Annotated in this window: 14 protein-coding genes; 4 read left to right on the top strand and 10 right to left on the bottom strand. The window is 62.1% G+C overall.

Annotated elements, in window-relative coordinates; translation table 11 throughout:
• Window position 1: 1 nt before the first annotated feature.
• Window positions 2-673: a response regulator transcription factor gene (locus tag QP828_RS00830; protein ID WP_284891027.1), complete on the bottom strand. Its 672-nt coding sequence runs from the start codon at window positions 671-673 to the stop codon at window positions 2-4.
• A gap of 113 nt (window positions 674-786) precedes the next feature.
• Complete coding sequence (locus QP828_RS00835; protein ID WP_284891028.1) at window positions 787-2,253, bottom strand: hypothetical protein; 1,467 nt, start codon at window positions 2,251-2,253, stop codon at window positions 787-789.
• 198 nt (window positions 2,254-2,451) lie between these two features.
• Between QP828_RS00835 and QP828_RS00840 the strand changes: the two genes are divergently transcribed.
• Both QP828_RS00840 and QP828_RS00845 read left to right on the top strand, forming a co-directional pair.
• Window positions 2,452-4,128: a DUF885 domain-containing protein gene (locus QP828_RS00840; RefSeq protein WP_284891029.1), complete on the top strand. Its 1,677-nt coding sequence runs from the start codon at window positions 2,452-2,454 to the stop codon at window positions 4,126-4,128.
• Window positions 4,129-4,147: 19 nt separating this feature from the next.
• Complete coding sequence (locus QP828_RS00845; RefSeq protein ID WP_284891030.1) at window positions 4,148-5,425, top strand: Maf family nucleotide pyrophosphatase; 1,278 nt, start codon at window positions 4,148-4,150, stop codon at window positions 5,423-5,425.
• A gap of 33 nt (window positions 5,426-5,458) precedes the next feature.
• Here the strand turns inward: QP828_RS00845 and fdxA are convergent, their stop codons facing one another.
• The 4 genes from fdxA to typA are packed head-to-tail and all read right to left on the bottom strand — an operon-like array spanning window position 5,459 to window position 10,076.
• Window positions 5,459-5,788 (bottom strand): ferredoxin, encoded by a 330-nt coding sequence (gene fdxA, locus QP828_RS00850; RefSeq protein WP_016443178.1) that lies wholly within the window; start codon window positions 5,786-5,788, stop codon window positions 5,459-5,461.
• Between the two features lie 51 nt (window positions 5,789-5,839).
• Entirely contained in the window at window positions 5,840-7,654 is a 1,815-nt protein-coding gene (locus QP828_RS00855; RefSeq protein ID WP_284891031.1) for a VanW family protein, read from the bottom strand.
• Entirely contained in the window at window positions 7,630-8,130 is a 501-nt protein-coding gene (locus QP828_RS00860; protein ID WP_284891032.1) for a hypothetical protein, read from the bottom strand. The genes QP828_RS00855 and QP828_RS00860 overlap by 25 nt, the downstream gene beginning before the upstream one ends.
• Window positions 8,131-8,153: 23 nt before the next feature.
• Complete coding sequence (gene typA / locus QP828_RS00865) at window positions 8,154-10,076, bottom strand: translational GTPase TypA (protein WP_284891033.1); 1,923 nt, start codon at window positions 10,074-10,076, stop codon at window positions 8,154-8,156.
• Window positions 10,077-10,247: 171 nt separating this feature from the next.
• Here typA and QP828_RS00870 point away from each other — a divergent pair, with 171 nt between their 5' ends.
• Both QP828_RS00870 and QP828_RS00875 read left to right on the top strand, forming a co-directional pair.
• Window positions 10,248-10,826, top strand: a complete 579-nt coding sequence (locus QP828_RS00870) for a PH domain-containing protein (protein WP_284891034.1) — start codon at window positions 10,248-10,250, stop codon at window positions 10,824-10,826.
• Entirely contained in the window at window positions 10,823-11,524 is a 702-nt protein-coding gene (locus tag QP828_RS00875) for a hypothetical protein (protein WP_284891035.1), read from the top strand. The genes QP828_RS00870 and QP828_RS00875 overlap by 4 nt, the downstream gene beginning before the upstream one ends.
• A gap of 19 nt (window positions 11,525-11,543) precedes the next feature.
• Here QP828_RS00875 and QP828_RS00880 read toward each other — a convergent pair whose 3' ends face one another.
• The 4 genes from QP828_RS00880 to QP828_RS00895 form a co-directional block, all read right to left on the bottom strand.
• The gene (locus QP828_RS00880) at window positions 11,544-13,358 is read right to left on the bottom strand and encodes an ABC transporter ATP-binding protein (RefSeq protein WP_284891036.1); all 1,815 of its coding nucleotides are present in this window, start codon (window positions 13,356-13,358) and stop codon (window positions 11,544-11,546) included.
• Window positions 13,359-14,510 (bottom strand): ABC transporter permease, encoded by a 1,152-nt coding sequence (locus QP828_RS00885; protein ID WP_284891037.1) that lies wholly within the window; start codon window positions 14,508-14,510, stop codon window positions 13,359-13,361. It abuts the gene before it with no gap.
• Window positions 14,511-14,561: 51 nt separating this feature from the next.
• Entirely contained in the window at window positions 14,562-16,088 is a 1,527-nt protein-coding gene (locus QP828_RS00890; RefSeq protein WP_284891038.1) for an ABC transporter permease, read from the bottom strand.
• Between the two features lie 208 nt (window positions 16,089-16,296).
• Window positions 16,297-18,081: an ABC transporter substrate-binding protein gene (locus QP828_RS00895; protein ID WP_284891039.1), complete on the bottom strand. Its 1,785-nt coding sequence runs from the start codon at window positions 18,079-18,081 to the stop codon at window positions 16,297-16,299.
• Between the last annotated feature and the right edge of the window lie 43 nt (window positions 18,082-18,124).

An 18,124-nucleotide genomic window follows, 5' to 3' on the forward strand; every position in this document is an offset into this window, starting at 1 on the left:
CTTAGTGAGTCTCGAAACGGAAGCCCAGTCCCCGCACCGTGGAGATATAGCGAGGACTGTCAACGTCGTCGCCCAATTTACGGCGCAACCACGAAATATGCATATCAAGTTTCTTCGAGGAGGAACCGTTTTCATCCCCCCACACTTCACTGAGCAGCAGCTCACGTGACACGGCATCCCCCGCCCTGCGAATCAGCGCGGTAAGCAAATCAAATTCTTTAGCGGTGAGTGGCAGCTCCACTCCCTCGCGTAGCGCCCGGCGCGCCCCGGTATCCACCGAAATATCTTGGGCATTGAGATGGTCATTGCCCTGCTCGGTACGCCGCAGCAACGCCCGCACCCGAGCCAGCAGCTCCGCGAGCCGGAAAGGCTTCGTGACGTAATCATCCGCCCCGCTATCCAAGCCCACCACCATATCCACTTCTTCGGTGCGTGCGGTAAGAATGAGAATGGGGAAAGTATAGCCCTCCCCGCGAGCCTGCCGCGCTACCTCGAGGCCATCCATATCCGGCAGACCGAGGTCCAGGACCATAATATCGACCCCGTTGGTGAGCTGGTCCAGCGCATCCCGCCCGGTAGCAACCAGGTTCACGGTGTACCCTTCCCGCCCGAGCGCGCGGGCCAGCGGTCCGGAAATAGCGGCATCATCCTCAACAAGAAGCAAAGTAGTCACACTGAAAGTCTAAGCTATTTTCTTTTTTCACTCAGGGCCTGTGCCCCGGGGCGTGAAACGGGCGTAGGCCAGCCCCGGAGCGGCTTTCTCGATACACGCGAAAGCACCCGTTCTTAATGCGCACGGATGCGACGCAGCTCCAGCACCTCGGTGGCACCTAGTCCCTGGAGGGTAGGGGTTCCCACTGAGATCGTGGTGAAGCGATTCTCCCCTACCGCTTTGAGCGCGGTCGCCACCGGACGCGAGGTAAGAACCGTACCCGGGGAGGCCACATCTGCCAGCCGGGAGGCCATATTCACCGATGGCCCGAAAACATCACCGAAACGCCCCAGTACCGGCCCCCAGGTGAGGGAGGCCCGCACCGCCGGAATCTCCGGGGTATCGCGCAGGGCTTGGGTCACATCGCACACAATATCCGCACCCGTAACGATATCGTCCGCAATAAAGAGGAAAGCATCGCCCATGGATTTAACCACGCGCCCACCCCCACCGGTAATAACGGCGCGACAGGTGTAATCAAAACGCTCAATAAATTCCATGAACTGACGCGAGGTCATCCGCTCGGTCCGGTTCGTGAAGGACACAATATCGATAAAACCCACCGCGCGCGGAATCTGCGGGATGGCGTCATCCTCATTAATATGGGCGATTTCCGCCTCGGTATGGCGCAGCAGCGCGGCGGCCTGCCGCGACCAGGTATACGCTGCGGTACGCCGCAAAAACTCTTCGATATCCGCGAAATGATCAAGCACCCAGCGCCGCGCATCCACCGGCCCGAGCCCACCCGTAGTTTCGGCCAGTTCAAGCAAGGTTTCCACATGCCATTGCAGCATGCGATCCACATTGTGGGCACTGGCGCGCAGCAGCGATGTAAGGGCCGATTCCGTCAGCGGGGATTCCCCGAGCGATTCCGCCATCGCCCGCATCGCGGTAATATCCCCGTCCGTAAAAACGCGTTCATTATCTTCATCCACGATGGTGGGGAAACCGAGCGCCAGCCAAAAACGCCGCACGCCTTCCGTGTCCATATTGGTAAGCTCCGCGGCCTGGCGCAAGGTATAGCGCGGTAGCCCGCCTTCAAGATGCTCCATATAGGCAGAGAAAGTGGTAGGTTCTGTATCCGCCGAAGCCTGCGGCTGACGCGGGGGTGCGTAGTGGTACGACGCCGGTACCGCTGGCGCGGCAGATTCTGGCGCCTGAGCGCTGCCCGGCCGCCGGCTATCAGGCGCGGGGCTGCAGGCCCGCGAGCGCTGCGAGGTGCGGGCCGCTGTTTCCCGGCTAGGCACGAAATTACGATCTACCGGGGCTTCCATACGTGCGGCATGCCCGGGCCGGGGCACTCCGGATTCCGGGCCAAGAGGCAAATCCGCAGCGGTGTTACGCCGCAACTGGGCCATATCATCCGCGCTGAGCTCCGCGCTTTCAGCGGGCTGGACGCCACCCCCGAGGAGGTAAGCGATGAGATCCGGGCTCATGGCCGGGCCGATACCGGAATGTTTACGCGCACCACCATCGCCCACTTCGCGCAATTTTTCGGGATAGGGTGAGGGGCGCGGCGCGCTAGCGAATTGCTCAGCCACACTAGCCCCTTCCCTTAGCTGTTCACCACCGGCGCGGCGCCGCCTCAGGTGAGGAGAACAGGGAGCGCCAACCGCCGGCCATAAATAAAGTGCCTTCCATCACAGTATACTAGTCATCCTTGACACTCACGTCCATGTTTTCATCCAGGGATTTTGCTGGGAGTGGAGTGGAGGGTAGCCGCGGGCTATTCTGGAGCAGTGGAGAATAAACGAGAACACACAGATATTGATGCCCTCGCGGACCGCTATTTCCAGCGCGTCCTCGACACCTCACCCGAAACGGTGACGTTCACCGGCCTGCCCGGTGCCCCAGAAACCAAGCTTGATGATTACTCCCCCGCCGGGATTGCCGCGCATATCGATAACGTGCGGGAAACCTTGGCCGCCCTGGATCACCTTGAAGAGCAGGACGCCACGGATCGGGTGACCGCCGCCGGCCTGCGCGATCGCCTCGGCCTGGAAATTGAGCTGTATGAAGCCGGCGAAGAAGTCGGCAAGCTCAATGTTATTGAATCCCCGCTCCAGGGGATTCGCGATGTTTTTGACGTGATGCCCCAGGACAGCACTTCCGATTGGGAAACCATCGCGGCGCGCCTGAACGATGTGCCGCGGGCCCTGGCCGGCTATCGGGAATCCCTGGCGCAGCGGGCCGCGTCCGGCCCCGTTTTCGCGGCCCGGCAGGTGGAGCGCTGCCTGGAGCAGGCCCTCGGTGCCGCCTCTGATTCTGGTAGTTTCGCCGGGCTGGCCCAGCGCGGGGCGGCCACAGCCCCGGAACTTGCCGATGCTTTGGAGAAGGGCGCTGCCCGGGCCCGCGCGGCCTACGGGGAGCTGGCCGAAACACTGCGGGGTCTCCTCCCGGGGGCTACCGAAAATGATGCGGTGGGCCGGGATCGTTACGCGCTGCATTCGCGCGAATTCCTGGGCGCCGTCGTCGATCTGGATGAAACATACGAGTGGGGTATCCACGAACTGGAGCGAATCGACGCGGAACAGCAAGCCATTGCACGCGAGCTGTACGGGGAGGGCGTGAGCGTGAACGAGGCCCTCACCCGCCTCGATCAGGAAGAACGCTACACCCTGCACGGCGTGGAGGAATTGCGCTCCTGGATGCAGCACACCGCCGATGATGCCATGGCCGCTGCTACGCAGTATTTCGATATTCCCGAGGCGATGCGCACCATCGAATGCATGATCGCGCCCTCGAATTCGGGCGGTATCTACTACACCGGCCCGTCCGATGATTTTTCCCGGCCGGGCCGCATGTGGTGGTCCGTGCCGGAAGGCGTCACGGAATTCCACACCTGGCAGGAAAAGACCACGGTCTACCACGAAGGGGTGCCGGGTCATCATCTCCAGCTGGGCTTGGCCGTCTACCTCAAGGATCAGCTCAATGCGTGGCGCCGCCAGGCTTATTGGGTTTCCGGGCACGGGGAAGGCTGGGCGCTCTACGCCGAAGCCCTCATGGCCGAGCTCGGTTTCCACGAGGATCCGGGTGACCGCATGGGCGTGCTCGATTCCGAGCGGCTGCGCGCGGCCCGCATCGTGGTGGATATGGGCGTGCATCTGGGTAAGGATGCCGGGAAGGTGGCCGGCGGGCAGTTCGGCACCGGCGCCTGGGATCACGATGCCGCCTGGCGTTTCCTGCGCGCAAATGTGGCCATGGAACAGTCCTTCCTTTCCTACGAGCTGGACCGCTACCTCGGCTGGCCCGGGCAGGCCAGCGCCTATAAGGTGGGTGCGCGGATCTGGAAGGAACTGCGTGAAGAAGCCCGGTCCCGCGCGGGTGCCGGCTTCGACCTCAAGGCCTGGCATATGAAGGCCCTGCGCCTGGGCGGGGTGGGCCTGGACGTGCTGCGCAGCGAGCTTTCGCGCTAGGCCGGTCCTTCCTATGCCGATGACTCATGATGGGGGCGGCGCGGCGCATACGCCCGCGGCTGGGCGCACGCCCGCGGGGCACACCTCCGCCGGGCACACACCTGCAACGCATACGCCCGCGCTGCCCTCCCTGACCTTGGCTCTTGCCAGCCAGTCTCCGGCCCGCCTGGCCACCTTGCGGGCCGCGGGCGTGGATCCGCTGGTGCAGGTCTCGCACGTGGATGAAGATGCGCTGCTCGCGCGGGTGCACGGGGGTCCCTCCCAGGGGGTGCTCGCGCTGGCCGCGGCCAAAGCCCGCGATGTGGCCGCCACTCCCGGGCCGGCTCAGGGGGCCGATTTTGTGGTGGGCTGCGATTCCATGTTCGAATTCGAGGGCGAGGTTTACGGGAAGCCGCATTCTCCGGAAGTGGCCCGCGAACGCCTGGCCCGCATGTCCGGCAATTCCGGAATTCTCCACACCGGGCACTGCCTGGTTCACGCACCTTCCGGGCGTTCCCTGGCCGGGATTTCCCGGGCCACGGTCACTTTCGCGCACCTGAGCGCGGCGGAGATCGAGGCGTATATCGCCACCGGGGAGCCCCTGGAAGTGGCCGGTTCCTTTACCGCGGACGGCCTGGGTGGCCCCTTTATTGACCGCCTCGAGGGTGATTACCACGGGGTGGTGGGGATTTCCCTGCCGCTGCTGCGTTCCCTGGTGGAGCACCTGGGCCTGTCCTTCACCCAATTCTGGGCGAAACCTGCCCGCCCTGCCCTCGGGGTGCTTCCGGAAGCCGCGCAGCGTTTCTTGGCCGATAGCCACCACGGCACGGTCCATCACGGTGCGGATGGTTTCCTCCTGTGCGGTTGCGGCAAACGCCATTGGGGGATGAACGGGGCGGCCGGGATCGCGGCTTTCCGGCGCCACGCCGGGCATATCCAGATCCTGCTCCAACATCGCTCCCCCTGGAGCCACGGCGGTGCCACCTGGGCTTTCCCGGGTGGCGCACGCGAATGGGACGAGGAACCCTGGGAGGGTGCACTGCGAGAATTCACCGAGGAGACCGCGCTGGCGCCCACGGATCTACGCCGCGGCGGGGAGCTCGTCACCATGCACGTGGATTGGTCCTATACCAGTTTCGTGGCGCGCTGCCGCGACGGTATCGAGGCGGTGGCCGACGGCGAATCCATGGAGTTGCGCTGGGTGAACGTGGAGGATGTTGCCTCCTACCCGCTGCTTCCTTCCTTCGCGGCCACCTGGCCGCAGGTGCGCGAGCTGGCCCGCACCACCCTTGATTGGAGCGACGGCGCTTCCAATTAGATGGGGGCACCTAGAGCGGAACGACGGCGCGCGCTAGGACTCATCATTGACGTTCGCCGGCAGGCCGGCCACATAGGGGTGGTCGGTGCCGGTGGGCCCCAGGCTTTGCGCCCCGCCCGGGGAACCCAATTCAGAGAAGAATTCCGCATTGACGGCGGTGAACACTGACCATTCTTCGGGAACATCATCCTCGTAATAGATGGCTTCCACCGGGCAGGCCGGTTCACAGGCCCCGCAATCCACACATTCGTCCGGGTGAATGTAGAGGGTACGGTCCCCTTCGTAAATGCAATCCACCGGGCATTCGTCCACGCACGCCCGATCTTTCGTATCGACGCACGGCAAAGTAATGACATAAGCCACCGGTGTCACCTCCTCCTCTACCGTAATCCGAGCTCACGCCCAGCACCAAATCTAGTGACCGGGTGCGGGGGCTGGAGCTGGTGCGGGAGCGCCTTCGGGCTGCGGAGCGGGTGCGGGCGGGGTGGCCGGCTCCGGCTTCGGGCAGGTGCGGCCATGATCGGGCTGGTAGGTCCAGTCGTAGGAGGAATCCTCAACGACCTTATCTCCCAATTTCACGGTGCGAGATACGGTCACGGTAAATCCGGGATCTCCCAAGCCCTGGGGTTCACAATCCGGCCCTTTACCTTCCGTCATAACAGGCTGGCGGTAATTGCGCGGTTCCGAGGTCCAGGTTTCGACATCGTAATACTTCGTGGACCAGAGCTTCGTGACCACGTAGCCACCCTCCAGGTAGGTGTCGATGACCGCACCGTAGGGGGTGGTGTTCTTCCACTTCACGTCAATGGAGCCAGACCACAGGGTGGATTCGCGGCCCATGGGATAGCGGGAAAAATGCTTGGTGTGGGGGCGGTGCTCCACATCTTCGTAGCCGGCCAGGTAGCCGATATTAAAAACATTCGTCGCCAGCTGGGAGAGCCCCCCACCCAGGGCCTCATTATTGAAACCGTTCATGACCACCCCGGAAGAAACAAAGCCTTCCGAGTACTCAATAGGACCGAGCGCCGCTTCCAGGGAGAACGTCTCATTCGGTTTGACCAGGGTATCGGTGACTTTCCGGGTTCCCACCCGCAAATTGGTGGTACGCACCGAATCGCTGGTAAGCGGGGTGGAAATTTCGGAAACCACTTCCTTGACCCCGAGCTTTTCCGCGTCCGCGGTGCTGAAAGCGGCCGGAATTGGTGCCGGGCTCAGTTCCACGAGACGCTCAGCGGCAGCGGTACGCAGCGCGGCAACCTGAGCGCCGGTGGCGAGCGCGGCGTCGTCAATACCCACGCCGTCCTGGGAGGGGATAATCGTGGGCGTGGTGTGGTCCACGATCTCAATACGAGCATCCACCCCCGGTTTGAGCAGATCCGGGGCGGCGGCCCGCACCGCATCGCCCAGCACCTTACCCTCCAGCTTGAGCTGGAGCGCCGCGCCTTCGGGCACGAAAGATGCCGCCTGCGCCAGAGTTTGCGGACTGAGGTTCACGACCCGGTCCCCCACCTTCGCGGTGAGGTCGCCGGACACCAGCGGGCCGGCCAGTTCCGTGCGTGCCTTTTCGGCGGCTTCGGTGCTAATGGCGGGTTCGGAAGGCACCGCTTCCAGTTCGATACGTTCCTGGCCGCGCAACGGCTGTTCAATCAGAGCTGCGCGGGTGGCCTCCGCATCGACGGCGCGCCCGGCTTGCGCCGGGCTGAGCTGCGCCGTCGTACCTTCCATCACGAGGGTAGCGTTACGCGCTTCCGCGCCGGTGGCGTTACGAATCGTATCCACCTGGGCGGATAGTGCGGCGTCGTCTACGGTGACCTTCGGGGCGACCTCGCCCTTGCCGGTGAGGCGATGGAAAATCTCCACGGGGTTGAGGGTGAAACCGGTCAGGCTCTCCACCGTGGCCGCCGCGTCCACGCCCAGGGAGTAATCGCCCGGGTTCACGGTCACACTGGCGCCCTCCACAACCACCTCAACCGGGCGAGCCACCCGCGCGGCAACCTCACCACCGAGGTGTTCGGTAGCGGTGGCGGTATTCATCCCGCCGATCTCAATGCCGGCCACCGTGGTGCCCCGCGCCACGCGGTCGGCGCTGTACCAGGCATAACCCACGTAGGCGAGAAGAAGGATCGCGATAACCGCGGAAACAATCCAGGGCCAACGCAGCTTGCGGGTAGCTTCCACCTGCCGGAATTCGCCGGTATCGAAGCTTAGCGGCGTGTGCTCAGGTCGCATGCATCCTCCTGTGGTTGATCCTGGTCAGTTTCCGGGTGTGGGCCCGGGGGCGCGGAATGCCGGCGGCGCGCCAGGGCGCCGAGAAGCGGGAATGCCCCGGCGAGCGGAGCGAGAACAAGCCAGAGATTCGCGGCCACCCCGTGGAAAGCCACGATGTCCCCGTAGCCGGGAGCGGCAAAAGCCCAGAAGGTGAGGGCCACTTCACCCAGCCAGAATCCAGCCCAGCACCATGATCCTAGCCAATCGCGAGCAAAAGATGCACCACTGGCAACGAGCAGCGTGGCGAGGAGCGGGCCGACCCACACAATATCGGTGGCCAGACCGGGAATCCCCGCCATCCCCGCGTGGGTAACCGCGGCCAGTGCCCCGGCGAAAGCCCCGAGCAGCAGGCCGGTGGCGAGCTTTGCGACCCTCCGCAGCGCGACCCTCGGCACGACCGGACGCCCGCTTGGGCGCGGGGTGCGGTTCCTCCTCATCTCACTCCTTGTCTGGGCGGGCGCTACTTCTTTGCGCGCTTCTTCCGCCCGGCGATCTTGCCGCGTTCCACCGCGCTCAGCACAACTTTGCGCACCCGCACGGATTCCGGGGTCACTTCCAGGCATTCGTCATCAGCAGCGAATTCCATAGCTTCTTCTAGGGTAAGGCGTCGCGGCGCTTGCAGGGTCTCAAACACGTCGGCGGTGGCCGAGCGCATATTTGTCATTTCCTTGGCGCGCACCACATTGACGTCCATGTCCTCATCGCGCGGGTTTTCGCCCACGACCTGGCCCTCGTATACTTCCTGGCCCGGGGTGACGAAGAACGTTCCGCGATCTTCCAGACGCTGGAGAGCGTAGGCGGTGACCTGCCCGGCCCGGTCGGAGACCAGGGAGCCGGTGGCCCGCGAGGAAATCTCCCCCATCCAGGGAGCGTAACCTTCCGAAATCGAGGCGGCAATACCGGTACCGCGAGTTTGAGTGAGGAACGCGGAGCGGAATCCAATCATGCCGCGTGCCGGCACCACAAATTCCATGCGCACCCAACCGGTACCGTGATTCGCCATCGTTTCCATGAGACCCTTGCGGGCAGCCATAAGCTGGGTGACCGCGCCGAGGTATTCTTCCGGAACATCAATGGTGGTGCGCTGCATCGGCTCGCATACCGTCCCGTCAATGGTGCGGGTAACCACCTGGGGTTTACCCACCGTCAGCTCGAAACCTTCACGGCGCATCTGCTCCACCAGAATGGCCAGAGCCAATTCCCCGCGATCCTGCACTTCCCAGGCATCGGGACGCCCGGTGGGGAGCACCCGGATGGACACATTGCCCACGAGCTCCTGATCGAGGCGGTCCTTGACCTGCCGCGCGGTGAGCTTATGGCCCTTGCCTTCGGTGCCGGCCAGCGGCGAGGTATTAATTCCGATGGTCATGGAAATGGCCGGGTCATCCACGTGGATAGGCGGCAGCGGGCGCGGATCCTCCGGATCCACCAGGGAATCACCAATGGTAATTTCGGGAATACCCGCGATGGCCACAATATCGCCAGCCCGGGCAGAGGTGGCCGGTTTACGTTCCAGACCTTCGGTAAGAAGCAGTTCGGAGATATGGGCCGACGACGTCGTACCATCAGCGCGTACCCACGCAACCGTCGCGCCCTTCTTAATAGTGCCCGAATAAATCCGCAGCAGGGCGATACGCCCGAGGAAAGGCGAGGCATCCAGGTTGGTAACCTGGGCGGCCAGCGGCGCATCCGCCTCAAAATGCGGGGCGGGAATATAGTTGACGATCGCCTCGAATAGCGGCTCCAGATCGCTGCTTTCAGGTAGCTGGCCATCCGCGGGACGGGTGAGGCTGGCGCGCCCGGCTTTCGCCGAGGCGTAAATAACCGGGGTTTCCAGCAGGGAATCAAGCATATCCGGGTCGGGATGATCCAGGTCGGAGGCGAGGGAAAGGAGGAGATCCTGAGTTTCGGATTCCACCTCGGCGATGCGCGCATCCGGGCGATCCACCTTATTAATAACAATAATGACAGGCAGCGAGGCCTCGAGGGCTTTACGCAGCACGAAACGAGTTTGCGGAAGCGGGCCTTCGGAAGCATCGACAAGCAAAATAACACCGTCCACCATGGACAGTCCGCGTTCAACTTCCCCGCCGAAATCGGCGTGGCCGGGGGTATCGATCACATTAATAGTGATGCCTTCAGGCGCACCGGCTGTGGCCGCGGCCGGCCCGCGGTAATGGATCGCGGTGTTCTTCGCGAGGATGGTAATACCTTTTTCGCGTTCCAGTTCTCCCGAATCCATAACGCGCTCCCCGGTTTTTTCCACGGTGGCGCGCTCTCCGAAAGCCCCGGCCTGCCACATGAGCGCGTCCACGAGCGTAGTTTTCCCGTGATCAACGTGCGCCACAATGGCAACGTTGCGAAGATCGTTGCGACTATCCATAACCTACTTCCCTGCCGGCCCGCGCCGGCGTTGTGATATGAGGGATGCGCGAGCGCAAACCCCTGGCAATGTTACTCGCCTGGCCCGCACTGTATATGCCACCATGTCAAGAATCACCACCGCCGCCCGCAGCTTTCGGCAATCAGGCCGTGAACGTGGGAAAATATACTTATGTCTGCACGTTATCGTCTTCGCGGCGCCTCGGCCGCCCCCACCGCCGGGCTGTGCGGCGCTATCGGAATCATTGCTCTGGTCATGCAGGTGTGGCAGGGCGGGTGGGGCTATCTGCCTCCCGCGGCTGTATTTGCGGCAGGCATGTGCCTGGCCGGCTACGCCCTCTTTTATTTGCCCAGCGTGGACGTAGATGGTTCCGGGGTGACGATACGCAATACTTTCCGCGATCTGCGGGTTCCGTTCCCGCGGCTGCGCGGGGTCGAATCCGGGTACGGTCTTGTTATAACGACGACGGACGGAGCGGCCATCCACGCCCGGGCTTTCGGTACCGTCGGGCGCCCTACCCCGGATACCCGCCGCGTCATTCCGGTCCACGAATCGGGTGACCACACGGTCACCACGGCAACACTCCCGGTGCGAAAGTTCATTGAGTCGGTAGCCTCTCGTTATGCTCCCACCGGTGCTCCCAGCGAGCACCCCCGGGTGGAACGGCACTGGGCCTGGGATCGGCTCGCCTTCGCGGTGGCCGGGGTGCTCGGGGTGTTCGGCGGTATTGCCTGGTCGGTGGCACTGTGAGCGCGAGCGAGGCAGGCCGCGGGGCCGAAACGTCCCGGTCCGGCGAGGTGGCCGGGCCCGGCGGTGTCAAGCGTCAAGGAGGCGAGGTAACCCTGCGTTCGCGCGGCCAGATCGTCAAGGGCGGCTTTCTCATCGCCCTCGGGCTCGCGCCTCTCATCTTTATTGCGGCCGGGGTTGCTATGCCCTTCTCCGCCCCCGTTGCCTTCTTCCTTGCCGCCGGGATAACCGGAGCTGCTTGGTCGTTCTTTTTCCTCCCCGAGCTGCGCTATAACGCGGAAGGTCTGAGCATTATTAACCCGCTGCGTACCATCCGGCTACCTTGGGGTGCGGTAGCTCGCTTCACCACCCGCTTTTATCTCACAACCCATGCTCAGGGTGGCGAACACTGGGATGCGGCGGCGTTCCCGGCGGGCGGAGCGCTCGCAGCCGGGCGCCGCCTCCTCCCCGCGCGTCACCCAGCCGCAGCCCGCCACGTTGATCTTCCCGTACCTGCCGGGCGTGGCACCGCTACCCGGTGGGTGACCCTCTCCCGAGCTGCGGAACAATTGCGGGCAGCGCAGGAAAGAGCGCGGGAATGTGCACCATCACCCGTACCTAGCACAAACCGCCCGGTTCGATCCGTGGATCTGGGCCGAGCGGTTTTGTGTGTGGCGTGGGTGGCCTGCCTAGCCGCCGCCTGCGGCCTGGCTTTCACCTGAGCGCCGGAGTAGCTCTCGTCTAGATAGCGGCGTCGTCGTTCTCATTCAAACGCAAACGCGAGACTTCACGGCCCTGCTTACGTAGCAGCGCGTGGCGTTCTTCGCGGCGGCGGCGCTGCTCAATCGGTTCGGGAACCGGAGCGGCCGCAAGAAGCCGCTGAGTGTAGGCTTCTTGCGGGTTGTGGAGGACGTCCTCGCGCCGGCCCGCTTCCACAACCTTGCCGTTTTGCAGCACGACCACGCGGTGCGAGAGCATATCGACCACCGCAAGATCGTGCGAAATGAACAGGCAAGCAAAGCCCATGTCATCCTGGAGCTCGGAGAGCATGGTAAGAACCTGGGCCTGGACGGATACGTCCAGCGCGGAGGTCGGTTCGTCCGCGATGAGGAGCTTGGGGCGTAGGGCCAGGGCACGGGCGATGCACACGCGCTGGCGCTGCCCACCGGAAAGCTCATGGGGGTAGCGGTTGAAGGAAGAACGCGGCAAGCGCACCGCATCCAGCAGATCGTACACACGCTGGCGGCGTTCGGCCTTGGTACCGACCTTATGAACGTCGAGCGGTTCCATAATGCAATCACCGACCGGGAAGCGCGGATCGAGGGACGCGGCCGGATCCTGGAAGACCACGCCCACGTGCTGGCGCAGTTCCTGGGCGTGCTTACGCGAAGCGCCCACCAGGTCCTCACCAAAAATCTTCACCTCACCGGAGGCGGCCGGAATCAGCCCGAGCACGCACTTGCCGATGGTGGATTTACCGGAACCGGATTCGCCCACGAGGCCCACAATTTCACGTTCCGCAACATCTAGGGACACATGGTCCACAGCGCGGAAAGGCTCCTTACCGGGAATCTCGTATTCAATCACGAGATCTTTGGCTTCCAGCACCTTCTTATTGAGGTCAATAGAAGCTTCCTTTTCCAGGGAGAAGCCAAATTGCTCACGGCCCTGGCCCAGATGCGGCACTGCTTCCAACAGTCGGCGGGTATACGGATGCTTGGGGTGATTGAGAACCTGGACGACGTCGCCCGATTCCACAATCTCACCCTTGAACATCACATGAACCCGGTCGGCCATATCCGCGATGACGCCCATGGAGTGGGTGATGAGGAGGATGCCGGTATTGAGCTGGTCCTTGAGGGAACGCAGCAGGTCGAGAATATCAGCCTGGACCGTAACGTCCAGGGCGGTAGTCGGTTCGTCCGCAATAATGACGGAGGGGTTGGCGATAAGCGCAATCGCGATGACCACGCGCTGGCGCTGCCCACCGGACAGCTGATGCGGGTACTGATTCATACGCTCTTCGGCATCGGGCAGCCCGACGGCCTTGAGCATGGCCACCGCCCGATTACGGGCATCTTCCCCGAAGGCGAGTCCGTGGGTTTCCAAGCCTTCCGTCATCTGGCGGCCGATAGTGAGAACCGGGTTAAGCGCGGTCATGGGTTCCTGGAACACCATACCCACTTCGGCACCGCGCAACGCGCGCATGCCACGCGAGGTCATCCCGCGCACTTCACGCCCGGCTACCTGCACGCTTCCGCTAATAACGGCATTGGAGGGGAGCAGGCCGAGGGCCGTGGTGGAGGTGACGGATTTACCGGAACCGGACTCTCCGACCAGACCCACCACTTCACCCGGGCGCACATCGATACTCACGCCACGCACAGCATGAACCGCGCCGAATTCGGTCGCGAATTTGACATCCAGTTCACCGAAGCCGAGCACCGGCTTATCGGTTTTCGGGTGCGGGGTGACGACGGGCTGGTCAGCCTTGAGCGTGGCCGCTGTCGCGGCAGCTTTATCCTGCGTTGTTGCAGCGCGTTTTCCAAGACGCATTTATTCGCCCTTCCTTTCGGTGGCGTCGGATGCGGGAGCGGCGTGCTCGCCACCCGTCGCGGTGGTGGCCGCGGTGGTCACCGGCATGAGATCAGCTTCGACGTCGTTCTCAATATGTCCTTCGGCAAGGGCCTTCATCTTGCGGCGCGATACCGCTGAACGCTGGCGCGGATCGAAGGCATCACGCAATCCGTCACCAATGAAGTTAATGGAGAGCGCGATGATGAGGATCAGGCCGGCCGGGGCGAAGAAGAGCCAGGGGCGCGTCGAGAACGTGGTCTGGTAGGTAGAAATAAGCAAACCGAGCGACGTAGCAGGCGGGCGCACCCCGAAGCCGAGGAAGGACAGCGACGTTTCTAGCAGAATTGCCGAAGAAATCGACAGGGTTGCCGAGACGATAATCGTGCCCAAGCAGTTCGGGAGAATGTGGCGGAAAATAATACGCCACGGTGAAGCTCCCAGCGCGCGAGCCGAGGCTACGAATTCGCGTTCGCGCAAGGAGAGCACTTCACCACGCACCAGGCGGGCCAGGCCCGTCCAGGAGAGCACGCCCAGCATCACCGCGAGGAACAGGATCCCCTGGCTTCCCACCATCTTGCCGATAACCGCCGCGAGAATGAGGAGCGGGATCACGATGAAGAGGTCGGTGATGCGCATGAGAATCGCTTCGGTCCAACCGCGGAAATAACCCGCAGCCGCGCCGATAATCGTGCCGATAATGGTGGACACCAGCCCGACAACGAAAGCGATAATAATTGAAATCTGGGTGCCCTTCATGGTCAGGGCGAAGTAGTCCTTACCGATATTGTCCTGCCCGAAGGGGTGTTCACCCAGCGAAATCCAGGTCATGGTCGGTTTGCCGTTATTGACGACATCCAGCACGTCCGTGTAGCTGTGCCGCCACAGACCGGAGAAATGCCAGTGCAGGCCGAAGAAGCTCATATTCCAGCCAATGGACAGGAAAGCCACCAGCGTCACAAGAATAAGAACGACGGCGGACACCATCGCGGGCTTATGCCGCAGGAAACGGCGCAGCACCAGGCGCCCCTGCGAATAGGAGGGGCTGGAGGAAGCGAGCTGAGCGTCGTCTACCTCAACAACGTGTTCCGGGTCGAGCGACGCGACGGTTGTTTTCGAACGATTCTCACTCATCGGATTCTCCTCGGGCTTCGTGACGATTCATGGGGGTTGTCAGGCTCATGGTTACCGCCTAATCCGAGGATCGACGTAGGCGTACATGATGTCCGCGACCATATTCATAAGCACCGCGGCTCCGCCGGTGACCAGGAAGAAAGCCATAACCGGGGCCGGATCCACCTGGGCAAGCCCGGTTCGGAAGAGTTCACCCATGCCCTTCCAGCCGAAGACCGTTTCGGTAATAACGGCGCCGCCGATCAGGCCCGCAAAATCGAAAGCGATAATGGTCAGCAGCGGCAGCATGGCATTACGGAAAGCGTGCCGGGTAATAACCGTGTGTTCGGGCAGGCCCTTGGCCCGTGCGGTACGGATGTAATCCTGACCGAGCACTTCCAGCATCGACGAACGCGTATAGCGCGTATAGGACGCAATAGACATAAGCGTCAGCGAGATCGTCGGCAGCAGGAGGTGGGTGAAGGAATCCAGGAAGCTCAGCCAGAATACGTGGCTACCCTGGAAATTCGGGGTCATCGAACCGATAGTAGAAATCGGGCGGTTCTGGGTGAGCGGCAGGTAGGTTGACCAGTAGCGGGCGGCGAAATCGAAAATAATCGCGATCCACACCGAGAAGACGGCCCAGATCGATGCCCAGGTCACCGAGCGGCGCGCGTAGCCACCGAAGAAGTAGGACACGCCCACAGAAGCGGCCATCCCGAGAACCAGAATCAAGATGAGGAAGCCCCAGGTCGGCTCCCAGAGCATATTCGAGCAGGCCGCCACGATGACGAACATAATTGCAGCATTGATTCCCACCACGGCAAAGCCGCGCTTATTGGAGAATCCGAGGAAGAGGCCGGTGAAGAGCACCGTGCCGGCCAGGCCCATAAGAGCTTCAATCCACAGCCCGCCAGTAGGTTCAAGGAAGGCACGGGTCACGGAAATGTATTCCATAACACCGAAAGCCACGGCGAAGCTGATGCCCGCGGCCATGGCGCGCCGCTTCGGACCGCCGGCCACGAGGGCCTGTACAAAGAGTGCGAAGATGCCGGCAAATATCACGATAGTGACCAGTGAGATTGTTGGATCTGCCAGCCAGTCGTTAAAGCGAATAGCGCCGTATTCCTTCAGGAGCACCGCGAAGACGAAGGCGGGCAGTGAGTAGAAGGTGAAGGCGAGGAAGGTCACGATGTAATCGAAACCGGTGTAGCGGCGGATTGCGCTCATCACACCGAAGAAGATTCCGAAGAAAATCGCGAGGAAGGTGGCCGCCAGCACGAGGCGCAAGGTGGCGGAAGCGGCCTGACCGAGCATGTCATTAACAGACTGTCCGGAACGGTTAATCCCCAGGTCGCACTGACCGATGAAGCATTTCGCAGCTCCGGTCAGCCAAGCCCAATAGCGCTCATACCAGGGCAGGTCGAGGCCCATGAAGGAGGAGCGCTGCTGCATGAGGTTTTCGCGATTCGGGTTATTGGATTCGCGAAGGTCCTCGAGGGGGTCGCCAGAATTGATCGTAAGAACAAAAATAAGGAGCGACGCGGCCCAGAGGATGAGTACTGAGATGCCAATTCGTTTGGCGATGAATTTATACACCGCGAGACTTCTTTCCGTTCTGTGTGCCGATGGGCGCCGGTTCGGACAATTTTACTCGGTGACTATAGTACATAAGCATTTCCAGACGAAATGGGACGTGGGATGTAACACAGGAAGGCCGCATGAGACTGCACGCCCGGAGGGGCCGCAAGCGCGGCCCCTCCGGTGCAGCTAGAAAATAACTATTACTTCCTATGCATAGAGCTGATTACTCAGCCTTGGCGGGAGCGGAGCCCCAGCCCCACTTTTCGGCGTTCCAACCAATACCGGACTGGGTGACGTTGCGCTCAACGTTCTCCATACCCGTGGTGTAGGCCGCAATACCCGGGTGGGTGAAGAGCGGGATACCGAAGAGGTCGTTCCACAGTTCCTTCTCAATCACCTTCTTGGCTTCCTTCTGGACCTTCGGATCCAGGCTGGAGGAAACCTTGTCCCATTCGGTATCAACAGTGGCGTTAGCATACGAGGTGTTGTTCTGGCCACCGTTGGACTTGTAGATATTCGCACCGGAAACAATCTGGCCGGAGCCGGACCAGGCGAAGAGCACCATGTCGAAGTCGCCGCTCTCATAGCCACCACCCGGGGCCATGAAGCCCTGGGCTCCGACGTCCTGGACGGTGATACCGGCCTGGGCGCAGGAGGAGGTCACGAGGGCAACCTCATCAGAACGGCGCTGGTTGGGCTGGTTGTATCCAATGCGGACCACCGGGTTGGCGATACCGGATTCAGCAACCTTGGCCTTGGCCTTTTCGATATCCACGGTGTCGTATTCACCGTTGTAGGAGGCCGCCACAACTTCCTTGTACTCGGGGTTATCCGGGAAGTATTCGCGCGAGTTGAGGACTTCAGCATTAGCGTTGAGCGGCTTGATGAGCGAATCAACAATCTGCTGACGCGGGATGCAGTAGGCCATGGCCTGGCGCAGCGCGAGGCCACCCTTGTCATTAGCGAAGACGGAGCCGGGGCCGAAGTTGAAGTCGAAGTGCTCCCAAATCATGGTGTTGCCTTCGAGGACGGTCACGCCCTGGGTGCCGTTGAGTGCATCGAGCGTGTCCTTGGTGGCCTGCGGTTCAATAACATTGACGTTCTGGTTGGCGAGGGCCTGAACCTGGCCTTCCGGCGGGATGAAGCGGATTACCAGTTCATCAAGACCGGGCTTCTCACCCCACCAATCCGGATTGGGAACCATGGTGATGTACTGACCGGCTTCCCAACCACCTTCCTTGAGGGTGTAAGGGCCGAAGGACGGCGCATCTTCCGCGGCGGGCAGCTGGCCCGGGGTGGGCGAATTCCAGTTATTCCAGAATTCAGCGGCCTTCTTGGCGGTCGCAAAGTCCTTGTTCTTGAGGGCCTCGAAGAGCTCCTTCTTGGAGATACCGATCTTCTTGGCTACCACGTGCGAAGGAAGCGGACCGGAAACAACCAGCTGCCAATCCGGATTCGGAGCGGCGTAGGTGATGGTGAAGGAACGGTCACCCGCATTGCACTGGGGGCCTTCCGGAACACCGTCCGCGTAGGTATCCGGGCTGGATACGTGGTTGAACAGCGGTTCATCGGAGCCTGCAGCGGCCTGGCCATCCATAATCCACTTCGGGTTCTGGCTAACCCAGTCCATGTAGGCATCTTCACAGGTGATGGGTTCGCCGCCCTGGTACTTAGCATCATCGTTGAAAGTGTACTTCACGGTGAGCGGGTTCTCGGAAACCATTTCATAGTCACCGAGCGGGGTGCCATGCTTCCACTCGCCATTGGCGGAGTAGTAGCCGAATCCGGGCATCATGCGATCAACAACAAGCGAGTTGGCCGAGCTGTAGGTAGTGGGCGTCAAGCCATTGTAGCCCAGGAATTCATCGGCACCGATGGTAACCGAAGCGGTCCGGTTGACATTTCCTTCGACCTGGGTGGGGCCACCCTTGCCGTTGGAGGAACAACCAGTCATGACCAGAGCAAGCGCGGCTGCTCCGGCCACCAAGGGATAAGCGGTCTTCTTCACGAAGGAACCTCCTCATTGACTGTTTCCGTGCCGCGGGGGCAGT

The sequence above is a fragment of the Actinotignum sanguinis genome, from assembly GCF_030230305.1.
Lineage (GTDB): Bacteria > Actinomycetota > Actinomycetes > Actinomycetales > Actinomycetaceae > Actinotignum > Actinotignum sanguinis.

Bases quoted from the DNA above. Each gene is read 5' to 3' on its own strand.
- QP828_RS00885 (WP_284891037.1), bottom strand. From the start codon at position 14,510: ATGAGTGAGAATCGTTCGAAAACAACCGTCGCGTCGCTCGACCCGGAA.
- QP828_RS00880 (WP_284891036.1), bottom strand. From the start codon at position 13,358: ATGCGTCTTGGAAAACGCGCTGCAACAACGCAGGATAAAGCTGCCGCG.
- QP828_RS00855 (WP_284891031.1), bottom strand. From the start codon at position 7,654: ATGCGACCTGAGCACACGCCGCTAAGCTTCGATACCGGCGAATTCCGG.
- typA (WP_284891033.1), bottom strand. From the start codon at position 10,076: ATGGATAGTCGCAACGATCTTCGCAACGTTGCCATTGTGGCGCACGTT.
- QP828_RS00845 (WP_284891030.1), top strand. From the start codon at position 4,148: ATGACTCATGATGGGGGCGGCGCGGCGCATACGCCCGCGGCTGGGCGC.
- QP828_RS00860 (WP_284891032.1), bottom strand. From the start codon at position 8,130: ATGAGGAGGAACCGCACCCCGCGCCCAAGCGGGCGTCCGGTCGTGCCG.
- QP828_RS00870 (WP_284891034.1), top strand. From the start codon at position 10,248: ATGTCTGCACGTTATCGTCTTCGCGGCGCCTCGGCCGCCCCCACCGCC.